Raw genomic sequence first — 21,207 nt, 5'->3', positions numbered from 1 at the left:
ATGGAACACACAGAACAAATTAAAGAAATGATCCGCAATGAAATCCAGTCGATTGATAGCTTGAAGGAACGAATTGCTTTTAAAGAGTTAATGGAAGGGGTATTCCTCACATTATATGAGGCAAATGAGCGGATGTATAAGAACCTGGAAGACAGGGTGATAAATGAATTGGCTTATGATATCAATCGATATCAGATAAAAACAGGATTAATTGAGCGCAATTATCTGGATCAGTCCCACCATCTGATGTCTGCCGTTTGTGAAGAGGATTTAAAGAAGCCCCGGTTCCAGGCAGGTGACCTACGCCAGGAAATTAGTAGCGCGGGAAAGGTCCGCCTTGTCACTGTATTTGTACAGTGCGATGCCATTGAAGGGAAAGTGTTTTATGAAAATCAAGGTTCGTTTACAGGAATCCTGTATGCGGAAAAAGCGTATACAGTTCCAATTCGAGTGGAACTGAACAAACGGTATCTGTCACAAATTGAACATCTGTATCATCTATTTATGAAAAATGGAATACCATGGAAAACCGTCAATGCCCCATATCTGTTTAAGATGGCAGATGTGTATATTACGGATATACCTAAGGAGATTTCTGACCATACACCAATCACAAAATTTGGTACAGACTTTGGTGAATATAACAAATATATTCACTATGATATGATTCCGGTCTGGAACATCCGGCGGCTAAAACTGGACAGTGTAGGTTTTCCCGTTGCTTGTGGCGATTATGAAAATTATGAGCACACAATATCAATTCGGGAATACGGAACAGAACATGCTTATCTTGTAGAGGAGAAAAAGGGAATCCGTAACACCCGACAAAGTGGCGATAAACTGATGATAACAGGCCAAATCGCAAATGCAAAAAAATGGGATGTATACATGATACGGAAAGGGACTGACCATAAAATTGACAGATATACCTATCCAATCATGGAAAACTTCAGAAAGGATGGCTTCGCAGAACGCTTCCAGCGCCGTTCCGGACAGCCGGTGAAAACAAAGGGGGAACTGCGGCGTATCATTCTTGGATTCGGCTTGGAGAATTACATTGAATATCAGGATTGTGCATTAGTGGATCCCGGAACAAACAGAATAGAAACCTATTCCATGAATTTCTTTATGAAGGATGAGATACGAGAGGAAGGCGGCAGGAAACTCCTTATATTGTATTTTAAGCCTCAGGGAAAGGAAACATGGCTCCTAAGAGATATTGCAAGCTTCATATCCTCAGAAATCCAGGAATTGTATCCGGAATACCATTGTGGAGGTGTACTGGTATGAACTGTTTATGGGAAGTTATGTTGAAGGCAAAAGAGCAAGGAGTCCCGGAAAAAAATATAAGATTCCAGGTGTCTCGTGCTTTCAGCCCATATATGGAGGTTTCCTGTCCATGCCTGAACCAGGACACGCTGGAGGACATTCCTGTAATCGAGGTCAATCCATATTATCGGTTTTATAGTATTTTTAAAGATTTATGTCATCCGGAAATGAAGGAATTTTCTCAGGCCAGAGAGAGTCTAATTAATTTATTCCTTCACCAATTGGCTGAAAATGATGTGATTTCCGGAATGACAAAGGAGGCATATTATAAAAAGCTGCTTTTCCAGGACTTCATAAACAACTTGTATGGTGCACCTGCAATGGAGGCAATGGGACTGTTTAACAGGAATGAGCGGGAAATCCTATTGAGCGGGCTAATTAGGCAATACGAAACGGGAAGTTCATTGGACCTTTTTAAAGATATGATGGAGGGACTGATACAAAACAATATTGTATACCGGAATAATGATGACTGTCATGAAATAATGGTCTATATAGGACAGAAATATGATAAGACGATTGCGGCAAAGATGGAACATTTAATTCAGTTGTTTGTAGAAATCCCATATTCTGTTGAAATCTATTATGAGTACCATTTTGGGATTATAGGAATGGATGATACGTTACACATAGATGAAATCGCAATATGCTGATGATGGAGGAGAAAGATGTTCAAATATGTATATCCTCAGTTTGAGAAAAAGCGCCTCTTAAGAGGGGAGATGTTAGATCAATTAAGGGATTATCCAAAGAATTACATAAAAATGTCTTTCCAAGGATATGGTGATGGGGTCCTGGCAGGTTGCAAGCTCACCTGGGACAATGCACGGCTTACGGTCTTACCCGGAATCATTCTATATAAAGGCAGCCTTTATATCATGGAAACTCCATACGAAATGGACTGCACAGCATTGGACAGAATGCGGTATCTAAAAGTACAGTTTCTGGCGGAAGAACGAGAAAATGGAAGTATCGTGGGAAATACTCGGATATCACTGGACGATGAAAAACCAAATCAGGCATGCGAAATTGAGTTATGCCGATTCCGCCTTCAGGAGGGAGCTAAGCTCAGGGACGAATACGAAGGGTTTGAAGACTATTCAACCCTATATGATACGATAAACCTGATTCATGCACCTTATGCAGCGGAGGGTGGCAGTACCTTAAATCCTCTTCTGTTAAAGACTTTTGCGAAAGAAATGATATCCAAAGGCAGTGAAGATACAATGGACTGTATTTTTTCCATGAATATCCTTGCAAATAGTGGGCATGTCCCAATGGATTTTATTCAGGAGTATCTGATGTCTAAGACAGGGGAAAACGTAGAGGGACAATCTAACTTATATCGTGGCCTTTTGGAGGTATTAAAATCGCAGAAATCAGGAAGAGGAGCAAAGGTACAGAATAACCAGACGTCAAGAAGTGTAATGCTGTTGTAGAAAGGGGACAAGGATATGTTCATTGATGAAAAAATAGCGTCTATGGACCGGCTGCGCAGAGAAAATTTAAGGAAAGAACTTGAAGAAAGGAAAGCTGACCAGGACAAAAAAATGTTGACAATAGAAGAAGCCATGGCGGGTATTCAGGCGGGAAAACTTCAGATGGAAGGAATCCCATTATTGGAATTTGACTCTTATATCATGCCCGTTAAGAATATTCCTTTTATTATCTTCAAAAATTTCTATGATGCTAATCAGGAAGATGAGGAAGGTGTGATTTTCCTTAGACGTGAGAAGGAAATAAGCCAGATAGTAAGCTGGCCGAAAACCATACTCAAACCAACCACTTTTGAACAATGGGGAAACCTTCTGGTCAATGGCATGGCAGCCAACCGTATACATGCGGATATCAAAAAAAAGCAGCAATTGAAACACATAGAATACATATGCTACGAAGTCCCAAGTGGAAAAGGAGCGGTTTATAACCTTATGTTCCGTTTCAGGGATAAGGAACATACAGCAATAGGAAATTACAACTGTATGGGGATAGATAAAGATACATTCGGGATTATATTTGAGGCCATGATGGCTATGCTGGACCAATGGACTGATACAAGTACACGGGAGGCACAAAATGGAGAAAATGAAACCATGGAGTGATATTCAGGTCAAAGACCTGGGATTAGATGTAAAGCATATGAATACGGAGGATCCGTCTGTGGTAAATGCAACAGGATTTCCAAAAAACGCACATATATCCCGCTTTAACACAGCCGAGCCTGGAAGCGGGGAATCTGTCACCATTGGGCGTAGGAGGTCTGCCGAAACTTTGCGGTCCGGCTTTGCCAGCACACCTTTTCAAAATCGGATAGAGAACCGGTTGGAAAAGGAATACACCGGTGCCTCAAGGAACCTGACGCAATCCTTGGCTGCCAGTCAGAGCCTCGAAGACAGATCATTCCGGAAAGAAGATACTTTAGAGTATATTCTGACTGACCGCTCAGGAATAGCGCAAGTGAATCCAACAAGATCCTCTGGAGGATTACGGAGCCAGCAGGATTATGAAATGCATTATGCAGATGATAGTCTCGGTGGTGATGTAACTTATGATGAACTACTCTATTATCTGTTGCAGGTTATGTATCTGCAAAGACTAATGGAGCAGATGAAGAGAATAGAAGCCAACCCGGATATGCCTTATCTGGCAAATGCCTTTGCTGAAGACGAAGGACTGTCTGCTCAGGGAGAAGGCTATGCTTATATGGACATGCAGGATTCCATGAAGGGACATGGAATGGAAGGGCAGATGACACAGTTGGAAGATGATGGGGCCATCACATATAAAGACCTCTTTCTTTCAACAATGGAAGTAGCCTATTTCATTGACGTAAAAATAAAGCAGTATCCTGGAAAACATGCCAGTCTATACGTTAAGGCGGTTTTAGACAGTGATATGGATGAAAATGATTTCCATGGAATTAGTGACAATGTGTCGCTGCAATACTGGAAGGATGAGGAGGCCCATGTACTTTTCTATGGAGTGATTGATGATTTATTTCTTGACCGGGACGGGGAGGGAAAAATACTCGTTCTGACTGCATGGGATGCAACGATGCAGATGGATATCCAGAGGAAAAAACGTATCTTTCAGAATCCGGAAATGGGGGTACATCAATTAGTGTCGGAGGTAATGAAGACTTATATAGGATCTGACTATAAGATCCATGTACCGGATGTACCAATTGGACAGTTGGTCGTACAGTATGAGGAAACCGACTGGGAATTTCTCAAGCGTTTTCTGTCAAAATATAATGAAATGCTCTATTCAGATACAACTTTCCCGGATATAAGGTTCGAAGCAGGTCTGTCCCCCCATCCAGAAGCTTATTGCTGGGATGCCCTCCCCTTTGTCCTGTCACAGGATTTAGACAAGTTCGTTGAGTTGAAAGTAAACGGTATGGATCAATTGACAGGTTCCCAGAACACCATGTTTGAGGTTGCGTCATATGATGTCGTAACCATTGGAAGTCAGGTCATATATAAAGGGTCCCCATGGTTTGTGGAATCAACGGAGCGTATTATGGAAAACGGTCTTTTAAAGAGCGTGTACCGATTGCGCCAGAGGGAAGGATTAAAAGTATTGCCTTATTTCAACCAGAATATAACAGGTGTATCGATTGACGGAACCATCTCAGGCGTCCAGAGGGATCGGGTCCAGGTTGAAATGGAAATAGAGGCCGGGGATGGCGGGAGCGAAAGGTATTGGTTTCCATTCTCCACAGTTGCTGCATCATCCGATGGCAGCGGTTGGTACTGTATGCCCGAAGCCGGGGAGAGTGTCCGGGTCTATTTTCCGACTGATGATGAGAAGGAAGCATATGTGGTAACTGCAATAAAATCACATGAGCCTGATGCCGGGAATCCGAATGATCCAATGGGGAACCCGAATGTCCGCAATATAGAGACGGCCCAGGGAAACCAGGTCCAATTTACGGAAGAGGGGGTTGTGATTGCAGCTGGAGAAGGCAAGGGAAGCATCCTTATAAAAAAGAGTGGGGAAATCGTTTTGGATGCTCTTCTGGATATACGTATTTCAGCTGTGGAAAACCTTAACATTGCCGCTATGAATGAGCTCACCATAAAATCCCAGGATTCAATTAGGATTGCCAGCAGTGCCGGAGGGGACGTAGAAATCCAAAAGGGGACAGTGACCTTACATGGAAAGCTGATTAATGAGAATTAGGAGGCAGGATTATGGCATATGCGGCAGATAAGATTACAGTAAATGGGATTCAACTGGGGCAACTTGAAAAAATGGATATTGTCAGTGAAGCGGGAGAACATGGCAAATTGACCCTTTGTGGATACTTAGTGGGAGAGCAAGGGGCGGAAACCCTGTATGGTATTACAGAAGAGGAAAGCATATCCATCTATGTGGAGCAGACGTTGATTTTTTCGGGAATCATAACAAAAGCAAAAATATATGGTGTGGCTGAAACAATCAAGATTGAGGTGGAAGCCAAAAGCAGAAGCATCCTGATGGATCGCAAGAAAAAGTCACGTTCATTTCAGGATACTTCCATGACGTACAGTCAGCTGGTGAAATTTATTATGGCAGAATACCCTGAAAGCGATATCATGCTTTCCATCGAGGACAGGCCTTTAGGCGATATTGCTGTTCAATATAAGGAAACGGATTGGATATTCCTAAAAAGGATGCTTTCTCAGCTACACGCCGCCATTTCATGCAGGGTCGCATCTGAGACTTTACAGCTATATGGAGGGGTACCGGATGTTGTCAAAGAAAAATGGGACTATGAAGTAAAAGGCTACCAAAAAGAACTTGGAATATATAATTACTGGCTCCAGCTTGGAATGAATGTCAGTGATACCGATTTTTTTGTGACGGAAATAGAGACAAATCATGTACCAGAGCTATTTGAAGAGGTGGAAGATGCAGGAAAACCTATAGTTATCCAAAATTTTTCGTATTCAATGACGAAAGGGCTACTCTGCTGTTCTTGCAGGCTCCAGAAAAAGGAAGGGATTTTGGCACCAGTCCGATATCCCATGCACCTGATTGGTGTTGCACTGGAGGGGAATGTCTTGGAGATATCCGGAACTAAAATCAGGCTTCACCTAAAGATTGATGACGGAAACAGCCTTAGTGACGCCTATTGGTTTCCTTTTTCCACATTATCGGCCTCGCCGGATGGAAGCGGCTGGTATTATATGCCGGAGAAAGGGGATAACATCAGGGTCTATTTCCCTTCCAAATTTACTAAGGATGTGATTGCAGTCAGTGCAGTAAGCAACTATGACGGTAAAAGTGGAGGCGTACCTGACCGTATGGGTAATCCAGCCAATAAGTATCTAAGCAATCCTGGTGGACAGCAGATGAAACTGGCGGAGGATGGGATTTATCTGGCCTGCAGCGGAGAATCTGCCTGTGTAAAGATTGGAAACGATGGGGCAATAGAAGTTTCATCCCAGAATACGGTTGAAGTGACTGCTGATAATAATGTGAGCATTGAAGCGGAAGAAGCTGTGGTTATCCAAGCCTCGGAAACAGCTGTCATATCCTGTACGAAGGGTGGAACAATGCAGATGCCGCCGGATGGGAACCTTTATATACAAGGAAGCGAAGTGAAGCTGGACTAGGAGGCATTATGAAAAGAGAAGAAGCGTTAGCGAAATTCTGTGAAGAGGAACAGAATTATATAGATGGAATCAAGGCTGGTTTCCTTGTCAAAATACAGGAAAATGCTAATGATATAGCAGACTGTCTTCAAAAGGTATTTTCAGATATCAGGACCGCAGTAGAAGAAAAAGGGAAAAAGGATATCATGTTCATCCATTTCTCGATTCTGCGGATTGATTTCTTGAACCATATATATAGATTCCTGGCACAGGTCATGGATGCAAGATGGTATATGGATACGGCTCCTGTGGAAGTGACATTCTTGTTGGGAGATTGTTTCTCTGCATTTACTGAGGCAAGGAAAAAACTGGAACTGGATAGTAAAAAGTATATGGGAAAAGTCAACCGTTACGATATAGATAATTTGCTGATGGAGGCCGGAATGGAATGCAATATCATGTTGGCGAATCTGCTCCGTTTTGTATTCCGTGATATTGAAAAGAATCAGGACTTCGAATCACTTCCAAAACTTCCCACATGGGGCATCCGTTGGGGAGAATACCGTGATGCAAGTGATATGATAGCGTGTGCTGACCGTGAGAAAAAGGAGCAAAAAGACTGGAATAGAGCTCTCCGCGAAACAAAAGGGGATGAAGGCAGGTTGGTTTCCTCTTTTTGGTATGAGGCAGAACTGCAGGATTCTGATTGCAGTGGGAAGGCGCTATGTTTTCTCCAGTTTGAAAATTGCAGTTTACAGAATATGAATTTTGGGAAAGCAGACCTGATCGGTGCCAGGTTTAGAAACTGTACACTCAAAACCTGTGATTTCCGGGGAGCAATATTAAGGCAGACTATTTTTGAAGACTGCAAGTGGGACCAATGTGATTTCCAGGGGGCGGATCTTACAGAATGTATTTTTTTTGAAGATGATATCCCTTTTTTGCATCTTGATGCGGATCAGCTCCAGGTAATTCTAATTGATAGGAGGGCGTAGGAATGAGGTTTTTCACAATGGAGCAGGATAGGACACTGTGGGATATGATTCAATTCCGTGATTTCGATATAGCCGGTCCCAGACATATTTTTTATAAAGAGGATGCGGATGATATCGATCCATCTGCAACCTTATATTTAGCTGCTGAGAGCGGCGAGACGGCCCCTGATTATATTCAGTTTCCGGTACATATGGTTTCCGATACAGTGAAGAAAGTATTGGATATGTATGAGGACGATATGGTCTTCCGTACAATTGTCATAACCAGTAAAGAAAGTGAAATGCTTAAGGTATACCATCACCTGCTTTTAGAACGACTGGACATGTTTTCGGAACAGACAGAGTTTTATCCCAATGGCAGTATTAAGCGTCTGGTTCTCGATGCAAAAAAAATTGGTGAGCATAAGGTGTTTATGTTGAATGATAAGAGATTCACCAATCCCTATGTAAGTCTGGAAGTAGTGGAAAGCCTGTTAAGAAGAGGCGTAGTCGGCATTATCTGGAAAGAAGTGGAGGTGGAAGGATGGCCGAATTAAATGATACGTATGTAGTACATGGAGCTCCGGCGACTTGTACCATGGGGATGCGTTTTAGCTTTATTGCATTGAACCTTACTTACGGTGTTTTCTTAAGGTCACAGCCTCAGATGACTGTAAAGGATTGTATCGGGAATGTTAATGTTCTTAATTTTGGTGGCTGCTATAGCATGGAAAATCCGGATACCCAGAGAGAGGCACAGAAGGTACGGGAAGCAGTTGAGAAGGAGTGTCCGGATACTTTTTTGGATTCCGTAATGGGTTTGTTTTGCAGTAAGAAGAAAAAAAAGCAACAGGAAGCCTCTGAGGAAGTACCACAGGTCGTGGGGATATGCAGACCTTTCATTATTGGCGGGCAGGAATGGGATAATGGAAAAGACGGCGTAAAAACGGGTGGCAAGACCCCGCTCCTTGGTGGTGCAAAGCTACACTGCAAGTATGGCGGTGAAATTGAGATTGTCCATTCAGGACAGCAGGAGGCCGGCGGAGAAGGATAGGAGGATTACATGAAGCTGGAATTTAAAGAGTTAGAGATTGAATTAGGATTAGACGGACTTATTCAGGTCGAAGCCTTCCAGCTGGTGCAGGGGCTTAATGACCATGCATTCCTTTCCATAAAATTCCTTGTGAAGGAAGAGACATCTGAGGAATTTGTCAATCTGGCCTCTGTATTTCCTGTTATCATCAGAGAAAACGTTTATACTAAAGGACAGATTATATTCCAGGGTAAAGCGGAAAATGTCTATACAAGAGTAGAAAGGGGACTTCCCTATCTGTACTTTGACGCTTACTCTTACTCCAAGGAATGGGAGCGAATCGAAAAGAGCAGAAGCTTCCTGAACGGAAATATGTCCTATATGGATGTTGCTCGAAAGGTACTATCTGATTATGAGCAGGCGGATATAAAAGATGAGATTACCCAAAATGCCCTTATCCCAGAGTTGCTTCTGCAGTATGAGGAAAGCGATTGGGTATTCCTGCGGCGTCTGGCCAGCCATTTCGGTACTTATCTAATAGCTGACTGTAGGGACACCTGCGGAAAAGTATATTTTGGTATTCCGCATATGAATTACGGAACGGAGCTGACAAATCAGGATTATTCATTAGAGAAAGATTATCTCCATTATTCCAAGGTGCTTATGCCGGAAGGGATACTTCCGCAGGAGTCTTCGCAATGGAAAATTAAAACCCGTCAGTTTCTTTTTATGGGAGAAGAACTGACAATCAACCAGATTCCTGCAGTAGTCACAGAACTTGATGTTGTACTGGAAAAAGGTGAATTGGTATACCGTTATACACTTTCTCGGAGAGCTGGTATCCGCAGGGAAAAAGAAATAAATCCAAGAATTTATGGTATGAGTATTCCGGCTACGGTGAAAGAACGGTCAGGAAATCGGGTCCGTGTACAATTTGACATAGATAAAGAGTATGATCCGGCCGGGAAATTTTTTACATACGCAATTGAGAGTAGCAGTTTTTATTGCATGCCGGAAATTGGAAGTCGGGTGCATATCTATTTTCCGGAGCATGATGAGCAGAGTGCAATTGCCGTACATGCAATAGGGAGCGGAAGTGGTCCCGGGGGAGGACAAAATCCAGATAACAAGAGATTTTCGGATCCCAGTGGAAGTGCAATGGATATGACACCGGAGACTCTTTGTTATGTTCCTGATTCTGGCGGAAGCACTATGCTGTATATGACGAATGCAGGGCAGGTCTCCCTTCGAGGATTCGATATCAATATTAAAACCCAGAAGGGGTTGATGGCAGGTGGTGAAACTCCTCCAAAAAACACCTTTATTTCTGGCGCTCAAAAGGTAGTACTTCAGATTGGGGATGGCGGGGACGATGTAATTACAATGGAGGCCGGAACCGACATTTCTTCTGCAATGATTGAACATACAGCGGATTCGAGACCTGCCGCCCAGCCATCCGGTGATGAATTGCTGAAACAGGTACAGGAGATTGCGGGCAATGATGAAGAAAACCGAAATGCCATTAATGGGGCGGTAACCCAAATGCTGGTTGACAATAAGAGGGCAAGTAAGCAAAAGTTCTTGAATGGTGTGGTCAGTATTGCAACCATTATTGGCGGTGTTGCGCTAACCATTGCAACGGGAGGTACTGCACTCGCTGTGGTTGGTCCGGTATTACTTGCGGCTGCGCCGAAAGCAGCGTTCGCAGTGGCTGATATAGCGGAAGGACTGGATGGCTATAGCAAGGTTAATGCGTTGGATGCTTCAAAGCCGTCCAACTTTATCCGTGATAATTTAATGGGAGGGAACCAGGCACTCTATGACAAGTTCTCCATGGCAGCAGACATCCTGTTTGATGTGGTATCAGGAAAAGCCATTAAAAATGGTGCAAAGGGACTTCCAAAGGTATTGTGTTCTGGATCGGCAACATCGAATATGGCTGCCCAGATCGGTGGTACTGTTGTCTTTGGCGCTGTCAACGAATACATGGTGAATGGTTCCGTGAACTGGAAGAACCTGCTGGTTTATACTGGCTCGGGAATCATAAAAGGAGCAGCCGGTAATTACCTCACAGATAAAGTCCAGGCAGTTGTAGGATCTGACAGCAAGATTGTAAATAAGGCGATTGGATTAACTGTGAATACGACTGTCGGCACCGCAATTGATATTAAAACCAATCGTATATTGGGTGTTGAATATGACCCAATGCAGGTTTTCACGCAAAACCTGATAACGAGTGGAGTCGGCCAGCTTTTTGGAGAGCCGATTGATGCAGTATCCGGGGCATTTTTAATTACGGCTACGGATTTCATTCTTTCGGATATCCGAGAACCCCTCCGGATTACGAGGAAATACAGCTCGATTAACAAATATTCTGGCCTTTATGGCCGTGGATGGAAGTTCCTATACGAGGGACGGTTGGGCAAATATGAGAATAAAATCCATGTTGACCTCGATACAGGCTATCATGTCATCTTCGAATGGGAGAACGGAAAGGCAAAAAATATTACGCCTGGCTGTGGCTGGTATGAACTTGAGGAAGATGGCGATGAATGGCTGCTCAGGGACCGCAAAAAGAAGCGGGTATACCATTATGGACAGACTGGGCTCCTGCTATCAATTACGGATCAGAATAGCCAGACAATCCGTTTTGAATATTACAATGATGAGCTGGACAGGATTATAACAGCCCTTGGCTATGAATTAAAGCTCACGATGCGGAAAGGACGTCTGGTTCAGGTAACAGATGGTCTGGGCCGGACGATGCAGTATCGGTATGAGAACGGTCTTCTATCTGACGTCATACATATGGATCAGGGTATTACCCATTATGAATACGATGAGCAGGGATACCTCACAAAAGCAGTGGATCAGGCAAAAGTAACCTATCTGGAAAATCAGTATGATAATCGTGGGCGTGTGGTTCTTCAAACCCTGGCAAATGGAGATACTTATAAGGCAGAGTATCTGGATGAGGAACGTCAGGTACGGGTGCATAGCAGTATTGGCAAAAAAACGGTACTTTATTGTTATGGGAAAGAGTGCCAGATCCTTTCCATGCGTTTTACAGACGGTACGGAAACCGCTTATGAATATGACGAGGCAGGATACCGGATACAGGAATTGAACCGTCTGGGCCAGATAACCAGCTGGAGATACGATGAGATTGGGCGCTTGATTTCAGAACAGTCTACCAGTGGCCTTACGGCTACATATGTCTATGATGAGGAGGATGATTTAAAAGAAAAAACAGATAATGCCAACCGGCAGACACAGTATTTTTATGACGGCAAGCACAACCTGATTGAGGTAAAAGAACGGGTTACGGGTAACGGAGCCGCTATCAGCCGGTTATACCAGTATGACAGGAAAGGACGTCTGGTTCAGGAAACGGATGCCCGTGGGGCAGTCACAACGTATATTTATGGAGAAACCTGCGGGAAACCAGCCGTGGTATCATATGCGGACGGGGAAGAAGTCCGATATGAATACGATGCTTTGGGACGCCAAATGGCGCTGGAAGATGACTGTGGCCGTGTAGAATATGCATATAATGCAAAGAACTACCGGACCATGGTGCGTGATGGGGAGGGGAATGAATCCCACTATATGTATGACGGTATGGGGCGTCTCCTCGCTATGTATATGCCTAAGGCGTGGAAGACGCGTAAAGACGAATATGTCTACAAATATGATTTCCTGGACCGCCTTATAGATACGATTCGCCCAGATGGAAGCCACCAGCGGCAGATCCGAGATGGGGAAGGCAATATTTTAAAGAACGTCCACCCGAATGCATATGATGCGCTTACAGATGATGGTGAGGGAATCCGGTATGAATACGACAGTGACGGCAACAATATCCGTATCCATTATCCGGATGGAGGCTGCGAACGGATTTTCTATGATGCAGAAGGGAAACGGATTAAGCATGTACTTCCGGAATATTATGATTCCATTCTTGATGATGGTATTGGCACTTCTTATGAATATGATTCAGCCGGCCGCCTTGCAAAAATTATCTTACCGGATGGGACTGTAGAGGCAGAGTATGGCTATGATTTGATTGGGAACATCCTTACAAAGACGGACGCCCTCGGGCATACCAGTTATTATGCCTATGACCTGTGTGGTAATCTGACACGGAGCCTGATTCCAACCAAAGAAGAACAGGATGAGGATCTTTACCAGAAGGTTACTTTCTCTTATGACGGAAACGGGAACAAGGTAAAAGAGCACAGGTTCAGCGGATACTGGGATAAAGATGGAAATCTGCTGCGTGAGGATGGAACCGGGTTATGTCTGACCTATAGGTATGATTGCCGGAACCGGTTAGTGCAGGTGGAGGATGGGCTTGGAGCTGTTATTAAGTACCGGTATGATGTACGTGGAAACCGGATTTATGAAGAAAAGGCCATAAATCCAGAAGTACGTCAGATTATCCACTTTGTGCATGATAAGGCGGGCCGTTTGATAGAGCGGCGTGAGGAACTGGACAGCGGTCTGGAACCTGTGTCAGGTGAATATAAAACAGCTGTGACAACTCATGGCTATGATGAAAACGGAAACCGAATTTTTACCCAGACACCGGAAGGTTACCGAATTACCCGGGAATATGACACTCTGGACCGTCTGACATCAGAACGGGTCGAAGACCACTTGAATGGGATTGACCGTACCGTTAGGGTGAACTATGACAAGGCCGGCAACATCACAAAGCTCGTCCGTCAAGGCAAAGACGGGATGCCATGGGAGATCAGCTATAGTTATGATTTAAAAGACCGTATTACACATGCCAATGATTATTTCGGTCCGGTCTTCCAATATGAATATGATAAGAATGACCGCCTGTTGAAGGAGGCTTTAGCTGGAGCCGAATTGGATTGGTCATATGCTTATGCTTACGATTACCGTGGAAACCTGGTAACGGAGACAGACAGTGAGGGAACCCTGCAGGAAAAGCACCTCTATCGGACAGATGGGAAGCTGATGCACAGCCAGTTTGCAGACGGAAATGAACTGGAATATTCCTATGGAATCAATGGGATGCAGCAGGAAATCCGCACCGCCAGGAGCCAACAGGCAGACCGGGCGGCTCAGGTGTACACGTATGATGCCAGAGGCAGGATTACCGGAATCCAGGACGGAAACCAGAATCAGACAGGCTATCATATGGACCCCTGGGGACGGGTACATCAGATTGAGACGGCAGAGGGAGGGAAGGAGAACTTTACCTATGATTATGCCGGCCATGTCACCAGTACCACGGATGCCAACGGCGGCGTCATTACCTACCGGTATAACAGCCAGGGTAAGGTCTGCGAGATCATAGACCAGGAAGGGAACAGCGAGACCTTCCGTTATGATCGGGAAGGACGCAGGATATTCCATGAGGACCGGATTGGGAACCAGGTACGGACGACCTATAACGTGGACGGGAGACCTGTATTGGAGCGGGCCTGCGACCACATGGGAGAGAATGAAGTAAGCCGTTCCTGGGAGTATGATGGGATTGGGAACGTAAAAAAGGCGGTAGCCGGAGGATTCTGCTATACATATGAGTACCGGCCGGACGGGAAGCTGATTAAGAAATCATCTTCTGGCCGGACGCTTATTTCCTGTACCTATCATGCGGATAAAAGCCTGAAGAGCTTAACAGATGTGTCCGGTAAGACAGTACATTATGGCTATGACAGCCTGGGACGTTTGGAACGTATCTGTGATGATAATGGAGATGAAATTGTCCGGTACGGCCATACAGCTGGAGGGAAGCTTAAAGAGATCCGCCACGGAAACGGGATGCATACAGCCTATGAATATGATACAGATGATAATATCATCAGGCTTACACTCAAGAACGAGAAGGGCATTGTTTTCTCCGATTTCAGGTATGAGTATGACTTAAATGGGAATCGTATATTAAAATCAGGAAGCTGCCTCCTGCCAGTTGAGGACAAAATAAAGGAGCAGGTGGTTCGGTACCGATATGATTGTATGGACCGGCTGATGGAAGAACAATATGATGGAAAGCCTGTCGAATATATCTATGACAGGTGTGGGAATCGTCTGGTAAGGGTGGATAGTGATGGCAAAGAGGAGTATCATTATAATCGAAAAAACCAGTTAATCAGTCGTAAAAAAGGCACGGAATCTGTTGAATACCGGTATGATTTACAAGGTAATATACTGGAAGAAGCGAGTAACCGTGGGAAAACGGAATACGGTTACAATGCCTTTAACCAGCAGACAACCACGTTTATGAATAATGGTCAGATACAGGAAAACTGGTATGATGCGGAATTCTTGCGTGCAGAAGTATCTGAAAATGGATGCAGCTCCAGGTTCCTGTATTATAATGGGGAGTTATTGGCGGAGTCTGAGCTAAATGATACTGTAAGAAACCGTTATATCCTGGGGTATGGTGTTGCAGGGAGTTGGCAAAAGGAGGGATATCATTCTTATCATCTGGACGAGCAGAATAGTACAGCATATATTACAGATTCAGACCAGAGGGTAGAAAATAGTTACCAGTATGATGCTTTTGGAGTAATCAAAAGCAAAACAGAAAGTATTTATAATCGAATACTATATACAGGGCAACAGTTTGACTCAATAACCAGACAGTATTATTTGCGAGCTAGGTATTATAATTCGGCGATTGGACGATTTGTGCAAGAGGATTTGTATCGGGGGGATGGGCTGAACCTTTATGCTTACTGCGCGAACAATCCTGTGATATATTATGACCCAATGGGAGAAGCTGGAAGACGCCAAACTTATTTAGGTGGAACTCCAAAAATAGGTTCAAGAGTTGGTAAACAGGTATTGCAAGATGCATATGATAATGGTACATTAAGAATTTCAGGACTAAGCCCTAAAATGCAATCAATGATTGAAAATCAAGGTTTTATGAATATAAAAATTACGAAGTCAATGACAGATAAAATGGAATTTAAGTCACAAAGTGATGGTAATTATTATCCTGTTAGTAGCGCGAATATGTCACATAAGAATTATGATAGTCATGGTATTAATCCAAAAACCGGAGAACCTTATAAAGATGCTGTAGTAGCATGGAATACAGATTTAAAACAATATGGAGCGAAATCACAAGAGGGATATGATTTTATGCATGACTCAGACCAGTATTATTTAGAGCTGGCTTCAATTAATAAATCAGATGGTGCAAGGTTGAATATGACATATGATGATCCGGGAACTCCGCTCAGAGATGTGGAAGATGTGTATCCTGATATGAAAAAGGATAAAGATAAAAATGATTCAGATGAAAATATGTGCCCGAAATAAAAGATTTGTCAAAGATATTATGAATTTGTAGATGTTTATGAAGTTAGATACCCTATTTAGAAAGGAGCGTATATGTATTAATGCATATACAAGTATCATATGCAAAATGAAAGACAACAGAATAATAGTAGATATGAAAGTGAAAAAAGCGATGATATGTTAAAAAATGCTGAACTGTGTGATGATATTTCAAAATGGAGTACCAGCGACAGAGAATCAATTTATTGGAAAAAACAAGGACTATCAATTCGCGAAAAGTTTTATGGGAAAGATAATCCCAGATTATGTGATTTCTATGCTGAAATGTCAGAAATATTATTAAGGGGAGGGGAATATAAAAAATCCTTACTATATTGTGAAAAAGCTTTAAAAATCAAAGAAAAAAATAATTGTTCTTATAAAGATGTTTTATATATCTATGAAGTGATGATAACAAATTACTACTTATCTGATGAATTGGATAAAGGTTTAGCATGTGGACTCACTGTTTTAAATGATCCAAGAATAGAAGCAATCACTGCATCTGATAGTGTTATTCAGATAATGAAGTATTTGGCATTTATTAACAATGCGTCTGGTAAATCTGATGAGGCGAAGATTTGGATTCAAAAGGGAATTGATAAAGCTAAAGATTGGTATGGTGAAGACAGTGTACAAGTAGCTGAAATGAATATTGAAAAAGCGCAGAATATATCTGATCCGAATCAGAAGTTAGAGATATTAAAGGTGGCATTAGAGATTCTTCTTGATAAAGTAGGAATGTATGATAATAGAACTAAAAAGGCATACCGATGCATATGGAAATGTTGGGAAAAAGAAACTAATGAACCAATTGAACTTGCATTACAATGGCTTAAGAAGAATTTGTCCAATGAAGATTTTTTGAAAGTATATAGTTGGGGTAGAAGTAATCATAAAATATCAGGTAAGGAGTCCTGCAAATAAAAGTCAAGCCCTAAAATGAGAAAACGCTCCACAATTTTTGCGGAGCGGAAGAAGGACATAACAATACAGACTGGAGAAATAGCTTCGCCAGCCGGAGACATGGGTTTAGGAGTTTGTTTACGCTTGGGGTGCGTTCTTGGTATCAAATGCCTCCAGGCATTCTTTCACACGGGCGTAATAGATTCGCAGGAACTTGTTCTGCGTAGCGGTCATGTAGACAAAGTAGGGCTTGCCTTCGGCACGCTTCTTGTTCAGGAACTGGTACACCGGTTCGTCTGTGGGAGCTTTTTTCAGGCATGTACAGACTATTTGGTAGAGCGTTTTCCGCAGATGTGGAGAGCCGCGCTTCGTGGTCGGATTACTCTTGGAAACATGCTTTCCGGACTCGTCAACGGCTGGATTGACACCGGCAAAACCAACAATGGAACTGCGGTGAGGGAACCGACGCACATCGCCGATTTCGGCTATAAGCTGTGCAGCGGTGATTTTGAGATTAGCAAATCATTTAGGGATGAGATGATAAAAAAGGAGCAAACATTAGAGATTGAAATTCAAAAACAAATTGATGAGCTAGTAATAAAGAATGCTGGAGGATTATAATATATGAATGATAAAACTAAATTTTTAGAAGATTATTGTTTAGAAATAAATGCAAACGTTTATATTTTTCAGCCTTGCGAGATAAAAAAAATACCTTTGGGTATAATTCCTCAATGTTGGTATGATATTTTAAGCAGAGAAGACGTTGATAAAAGAGTACAGGGTATTTTAGAAACATGGAAAAAATATCTATCTAGTGAGTTATATAATACAATTAATTATTTGGAAGAAAACCTATTGGATATTGAATTGTTTAAAATAAACGATAAGTATTATCTGCTCTATTCAATAAAGACAGAGGCGGGGGAAATACAATATTATGAGGGAGGCAACCCATTAGATTCAATCGCCGAAACTGAACTGGAAAGTGTATGGAACAAGATACCAGAATCTATTCGCATCTTTTATGAAAATATTCATAATGGGTTTTATGATTATGCTAGTAAGGCAATGGGAATTATATGTACAAAGCATATAACAAATTTTGGAGAAGTTGAGTGGGGGATTATTAATGAACTAGAAGAATCTTTGCAGATTGATTTAAAAAGTACATTTGGTTTTTTTAATAATGGGATGGGAGGATATTTGGCCATAGATATAATAAATTGTGACATTAATAGTGCAACATTATGGTTCTCAGATGATCAGCCAGAGTATAATCTTAATTTCTGGGATGTTGTTGATGAGTGGACGAAAATAGGATTACAAGACATATAGTGAATTTGTGAAATCCACTCTGACGGATTCCGTACAGGCTATAGTAATATAGGTAAATATATCAATTACCTGGACAACTAGCACCACGGACGCCAATGGCGGTGTCATCACATACCGTTACAACAGCCAGGGAAAATGGAATCAATGGACTGCAGCAGGAAATCCGTACCGCCAGGAGCCAACGGGCAGACCGGGCGGCCAAGGTGTACACGTATGATGCCAGAGGCAGGATTACCGGAATCCAGGACGGAAACCAGAATCAGACAGGCTACCATATGGACCCCTGGGGACGGGTACATCAGATTGAGACGGCAGAGGGAGGAAAGGAGAACTTTGCCTATGATTATGCCGGCCATATTACCAGTACCACGGATGCCAACGGCGGCGTCATTACCTACCGGTATAACAGCCAGGGTAAGGTCTGCGAGATTATAGACCAGGAGGGGAACAGCGAGATGTTCCGTTATGACCGGGAAGGGCGTATGGTATTCCATGTAGACCGGAACGGGAAACAGGTCCGTACCACTTACAATGTGGATGGGAACCCGGTACTGGAACGCGCCTGCGATTATCTGGGAGAAAATGAAGTGACCCGCTCCTGGGAATATGACGACATCGGGAATGTAAAGAAAGCGGTAGCGGGAGGTTTCTGCTATACATATGAATATCGGCCGGACGGGAAACTGATTAAGAAATTGCTGTATAAAATATCTGGTGCTTAGCAATCATCAAATATACTCAGTTGTAAGGAAATCTTGGCTTTGAGGGATTACCGCCAGGATTCTCCTGAAGAGAGCCCATCAAGGATAAAGAAGTTCCTATATAATACCAAGAACCAGAAGACTGAGATAAGGCTAGGGGATGGTCAAGTACAGACGAACAGTTATGATGCGGAGAATCTGCGCTGCGAGATGAGGGAGAATGAGAAGCTGATTCTTATGAGTATCATTATAATAAGCAGGGGATTTTAAAAGAGAAATGTTCCAGCGGAAAGCGGCTGATTTCCTATGAATATGATAATGCCGGGCAGATGATTCGGATGACGAACCCGGAAGGGATTACAGTCACCTATGAGTATGACTCTCTTGGGAGGAAGAGCCGAATTTATAATAGAAGTGGTATGGAAGTGCGTTATGAGTATGACTGTCTGGACCGTTTGGAACAGATAACATACGGAAATGGCATTGTGACCCGCTATCAGTATGATGACAGCGGGAACATAAGCCAACTGGAGACAAAAGCTGGAGATAAAATCCTGCTGTCTTTCCGGTATGAGTATGATGGGAATGGGAACCGAACCTCAAAGATTGGAGAACAGAAGCTGGCAGGCGGTGAAAGTAGCAATCTCTCTGTCACTTATCATTATGATATCAGGGGGCAGCTGCTGGAGGAAAATCGGAATGGGGATGCATGTTGTTACACGTATGATGCGGCCGGGAACCGGCTCCAGAAAGCAAGTAAGGAGGAGTTAACCAGTTACCTTTATAACGAAAAAAATCAGTTAGTTAGTCAGGAGGGAAACCGAGGGAAAAAGACCTTTATATATAACCCACAGGGAAGTATAATAAGGGAAGAAAGCCCTCACGGCACCAAGCAATTTCTCTATAATACCAAGAACCAGCAAACAGAGGTAAGGCTAGGGGCTGGAAAAGTACAGACGAACCGTTATGATGCGGAGAATCTGCGCTGTGAGATGAGGGAAAATGAGAAGCTGATTCAATTTGTCTATCATCAAGGGGAACTTTTATATGAAAGGGCTGAAGAAAAACAGACCAGCTATTACCTTGGTGGTGGAATTGGAGGAAGTCAAATTGGACAACAGGTCTATTACTACCATCAAGACGAACAGCTAAGTACGGCTCTCATAACAGATGCCATAGGAAATATCCAGAACTATTATCAGTATGATGCTTTTGGATGGGAACTGGAAAAAACTGAGTATACATCTAACCGGATACGGTATACAGGGCAACAATATGATGTGCAGACAGAGCAGTATTATCTGAGGGCGAGATATTATAATCCGTTTATTGGACGGTTTTTACAGGAAGATGCATATTTGGGTGATGGACTGAATCTATATATGTATTGTGCCAATAATCCAGTAATGTACTATGATCCAAGTGGGTATGAGTATATTGATAAGTTGTTTGATGATGTTAACAGACCTAATTCAAGTTCTAAAAATTTGGGGAAAAATATAAATCAACATGTCGGGATTGCTGGTAGCCATTCTACGGGGTCTCATCAAGCTCAGCACTTAATTCCTCAAGAAGTATATTATAATTCGACGTTTTTACAAAATTTGGGCTTCAATGTAGACCATCATCAAAATGGAATTTGGGATGTAAATAAAAATAATAATTCAACTTCTTTAAACGATTTATTTGACGATTATAATGTCCCTTCAAATTTAACAAATACATATGTGAGTGAAAATACACACCATAATGGGTATCATAGTTTGTATTCTGATGCAGTAGAACGTCAGATTAAGGCTATTGAAGATATGGGACTTTGCCGTAGTGAGTCAAGGGGAAAGGTACATGAATTGCTGCAGAATCTTCGAATAATAAATCAAGAAGGTATAGATTTATATTATGAGCCTGCAAATGAAAAGTCAATAGAGAATTGAGGAAGTTTGCAAAAAAGTTTTATGCAGCGTTTAGGAACTACAAAAAGACCACCGTAAAACGCTGGCCTATTGGATGTTAAGTCAAGG

General features: G+C 42.7%; 15 protein-coding genes and 1 pseudogene. 15 read left to right on the top strand and 1 reads right to left on the bottom strand.

Going from position 1 to position 21,207, the window contains the following annotated elements; genetic code table 11:
- The 11 genes from H8S80_RS32375 to H8S80_RS32325 all read left to right on the top strand — a co-directional run bounded on the left by H8S80_RS32375 (position 1) and on the right by H8S80_RS32325 (position 17,168).
- A complete protein-coding gene (locus H8S80_RS32375; protein WP_117624036.1) occupies positions 1-1,290 on the top strand; it encodes a hypothetical protein in 1,290 nt (429 codons plus the stop codon).
- On the top strand, positions 1,287-1,982 hold the full coding sequence (locus H8S80_RS32370; protein WP_117624037.1) for a hypothetical protein: 696 nt from the start codon (positions 1,287-1,289) through the stop codon (positions 1,980-1,982). Before H8S80_RS32375 ends, H8S80_RS32370 begins: the two co-directional genes overlap by 4 nt.
- A gap of 15 nt (positions 1,983-1,997) precedes the next feature.
- Complete coding sequence (locus H8S80_RS32365) at positions 1,998-2,768, top strand: hypothetical protein (protein WP_117624038.1); 771 nt, start codon at positions 1,998-2,000, stop codon at positions 2,766-2,768.
- Between the two features lie 15 nt (positions 2,769-2,783).
- Complete coding sequence (locus H8S80_RS32360) at positions 2,784-3,428, top strand: hypothetical protein (protein ID WP_117624039.1); 645 nt, start codon at positions 2,784-2,786, stop codon at positions 3,426-3,428.
- Positions 3,403-5,511, top strand: a complete 2,109-nt coding sequence (locus H8S80_RS32355) for a contractile injection system protein, VgrG/Pvc8 family (protein ID WP_117624040.1) — start codon at positions 3,403-3,405, stop codon at positions 5,509-5,511. The genes H8S80_RS32360 and H8S80_RS32355 overlap by 26 nt, the downstream gene beginning before the upstream one ends.
- Positions 5,512-5,522: 11 nt before the next feature.
- Positions 5,523-6,929, top strand: a complete 1,407-nt coding sequence (locus tag H8S80_RS32350; RefSeq protein WP_117624041.1) for a contractile injection system protein, VgrG/Pvc8 family — start codon at positions 5,523-5,525, stop codon at positions 6,927-6,929.
- 8 nt (positions 6,930-6,937) lie between these two features.
- Positions 6,938-7,903 (top strand): pentapeptide repeat-containing protein, encoded by a 966-nt coding sequence (locus H8S80_RS32345; protein ID WP_117624042.1) that lies wholly within the window; start codon positions 6,938-6,940, stop codon positions 7,901-7,903.
- Between the two features lie 2 nt (positions 7,904-7,905).
- Positions 7,906-8,439, top strand: coding sequence for a hypothetical protein (locus tag H8S80_RS32340; RefSeq protein WP_117624043.1), 534 nt, complete (start codon positions 7,906-7,908; stop codon positions 8,437-8,439).
- Positions 8,427-8,936, top strand: a complete 510-nt coding sequence (locus H8S80_RS32335) for a DUF4280 domain-containing protein (RefSeq protein WP_117624044.1) — start codon at positions 8,427-8,429, stop codon at positions 8,934-8,936. The genes H8S80_RS32340 and H8S80_RS32335 overlap by 13 nt, the downstream gene beginning before the upstream one ends.
- Positions 8,937-8,945: 9 nt before the next feature.
- Positions 8,946-16,223: an RHS repeat-associated core domain-containing protein gene (locus H8S80_RS32330; RefSeq protein WP_117633574.1), complete on the top strand. Its 7,278-nt coding sequence runs from the start codon at positions 8,946-8,948 to the stop codon at positions 16,221-16,223.
- Between the two features lie 99 nt (positions 16,224-16,322).
- Entirely contained in the window at positions 16,323-17,168 is an 846-nt protein-coding gene (locus tag H8S80_RS32325; protein WP_117624606.1) for a tetratricopeptide repeat protein, read from the top strand.
- A 117-nt stretch (positions 17,169-17,285) separates the two neighbouring features.
- On the opposite strand, the pseudogene H8S80_RS32320 reads toward H8S80_RS32325, so the two are convergent.
- Positions 17,286-17,642, bottom strand: a pseudogene (locus H8S80_RS32320) (transposase); the annotation flags it as partial.
- A gap of 129 nt (positions 17,643-17,771) precedes the next feature.
- Here H8S80_RS32320 and H8S80_RS32315 point away from each other — a divergent pair.
- From H8S80_RS32315 to H8S80_RS32300, 4 genes are all read left to right on the top strand, one after another.
- The gene (locus H8S80_RS32315) at positions 17,772-18,485 is read left to right on the top strand and encodes an SMI1/KNR4 family protein (RefSeq protein WP_117633572.1); all 714 of its coding nucleotides are present in this window, start codon (positions 17,772-17,774) and stop codon (positions 18,483-18,485) included.
- 101 nt (positions 18,486-18,586) lie between these two features.
- On the top strand, positions 18,587-19,207 hold the full coding sequence (locus H8S80_RS32310; RefSeq protein WP_181988062.1) for an RHS repeat protein: 621 nt from the start codon (positions 18,587-18,589) through the stop codon (positions 19,205-19,207).
- A 39-nt stretch (positions 19,208-19,246) separates the two neighbouring features.
- A complete protein-coding gene (locus tag H8S80_RS32305) occupies positions 19,247-19,456 on the top strand; it encodes a hypothetical protein (RefSeq protein ID WP_117633570.1) in 210 nt (69 codons plus the stop codon).
- A gap of 68 nt (positions 19,457-19,524) precedes the next feature.
- The gene (locus H8S80_RS32300; RefSeq protein WP_181988061.1) at positions 19,525-21,120 is read left to right on the top strand and encodes an RHS repeat-associated core domain-containing protein; all 1,596 of its coding nucleotides are present in this window, start codon (positions 19,525-19,527) and stop codon (positions 21,118-21,120) included.
- Positions 21,121-21,207 lie beyond the last annotated feature (87 nt).

Source organism: Hungatella sp. L36, from assembly GCF_014288035.1.
Note: the sequence above shows the minus strand (reverse complement) of the source record. Positions and strands in the feature narration are given on the sequence as shown.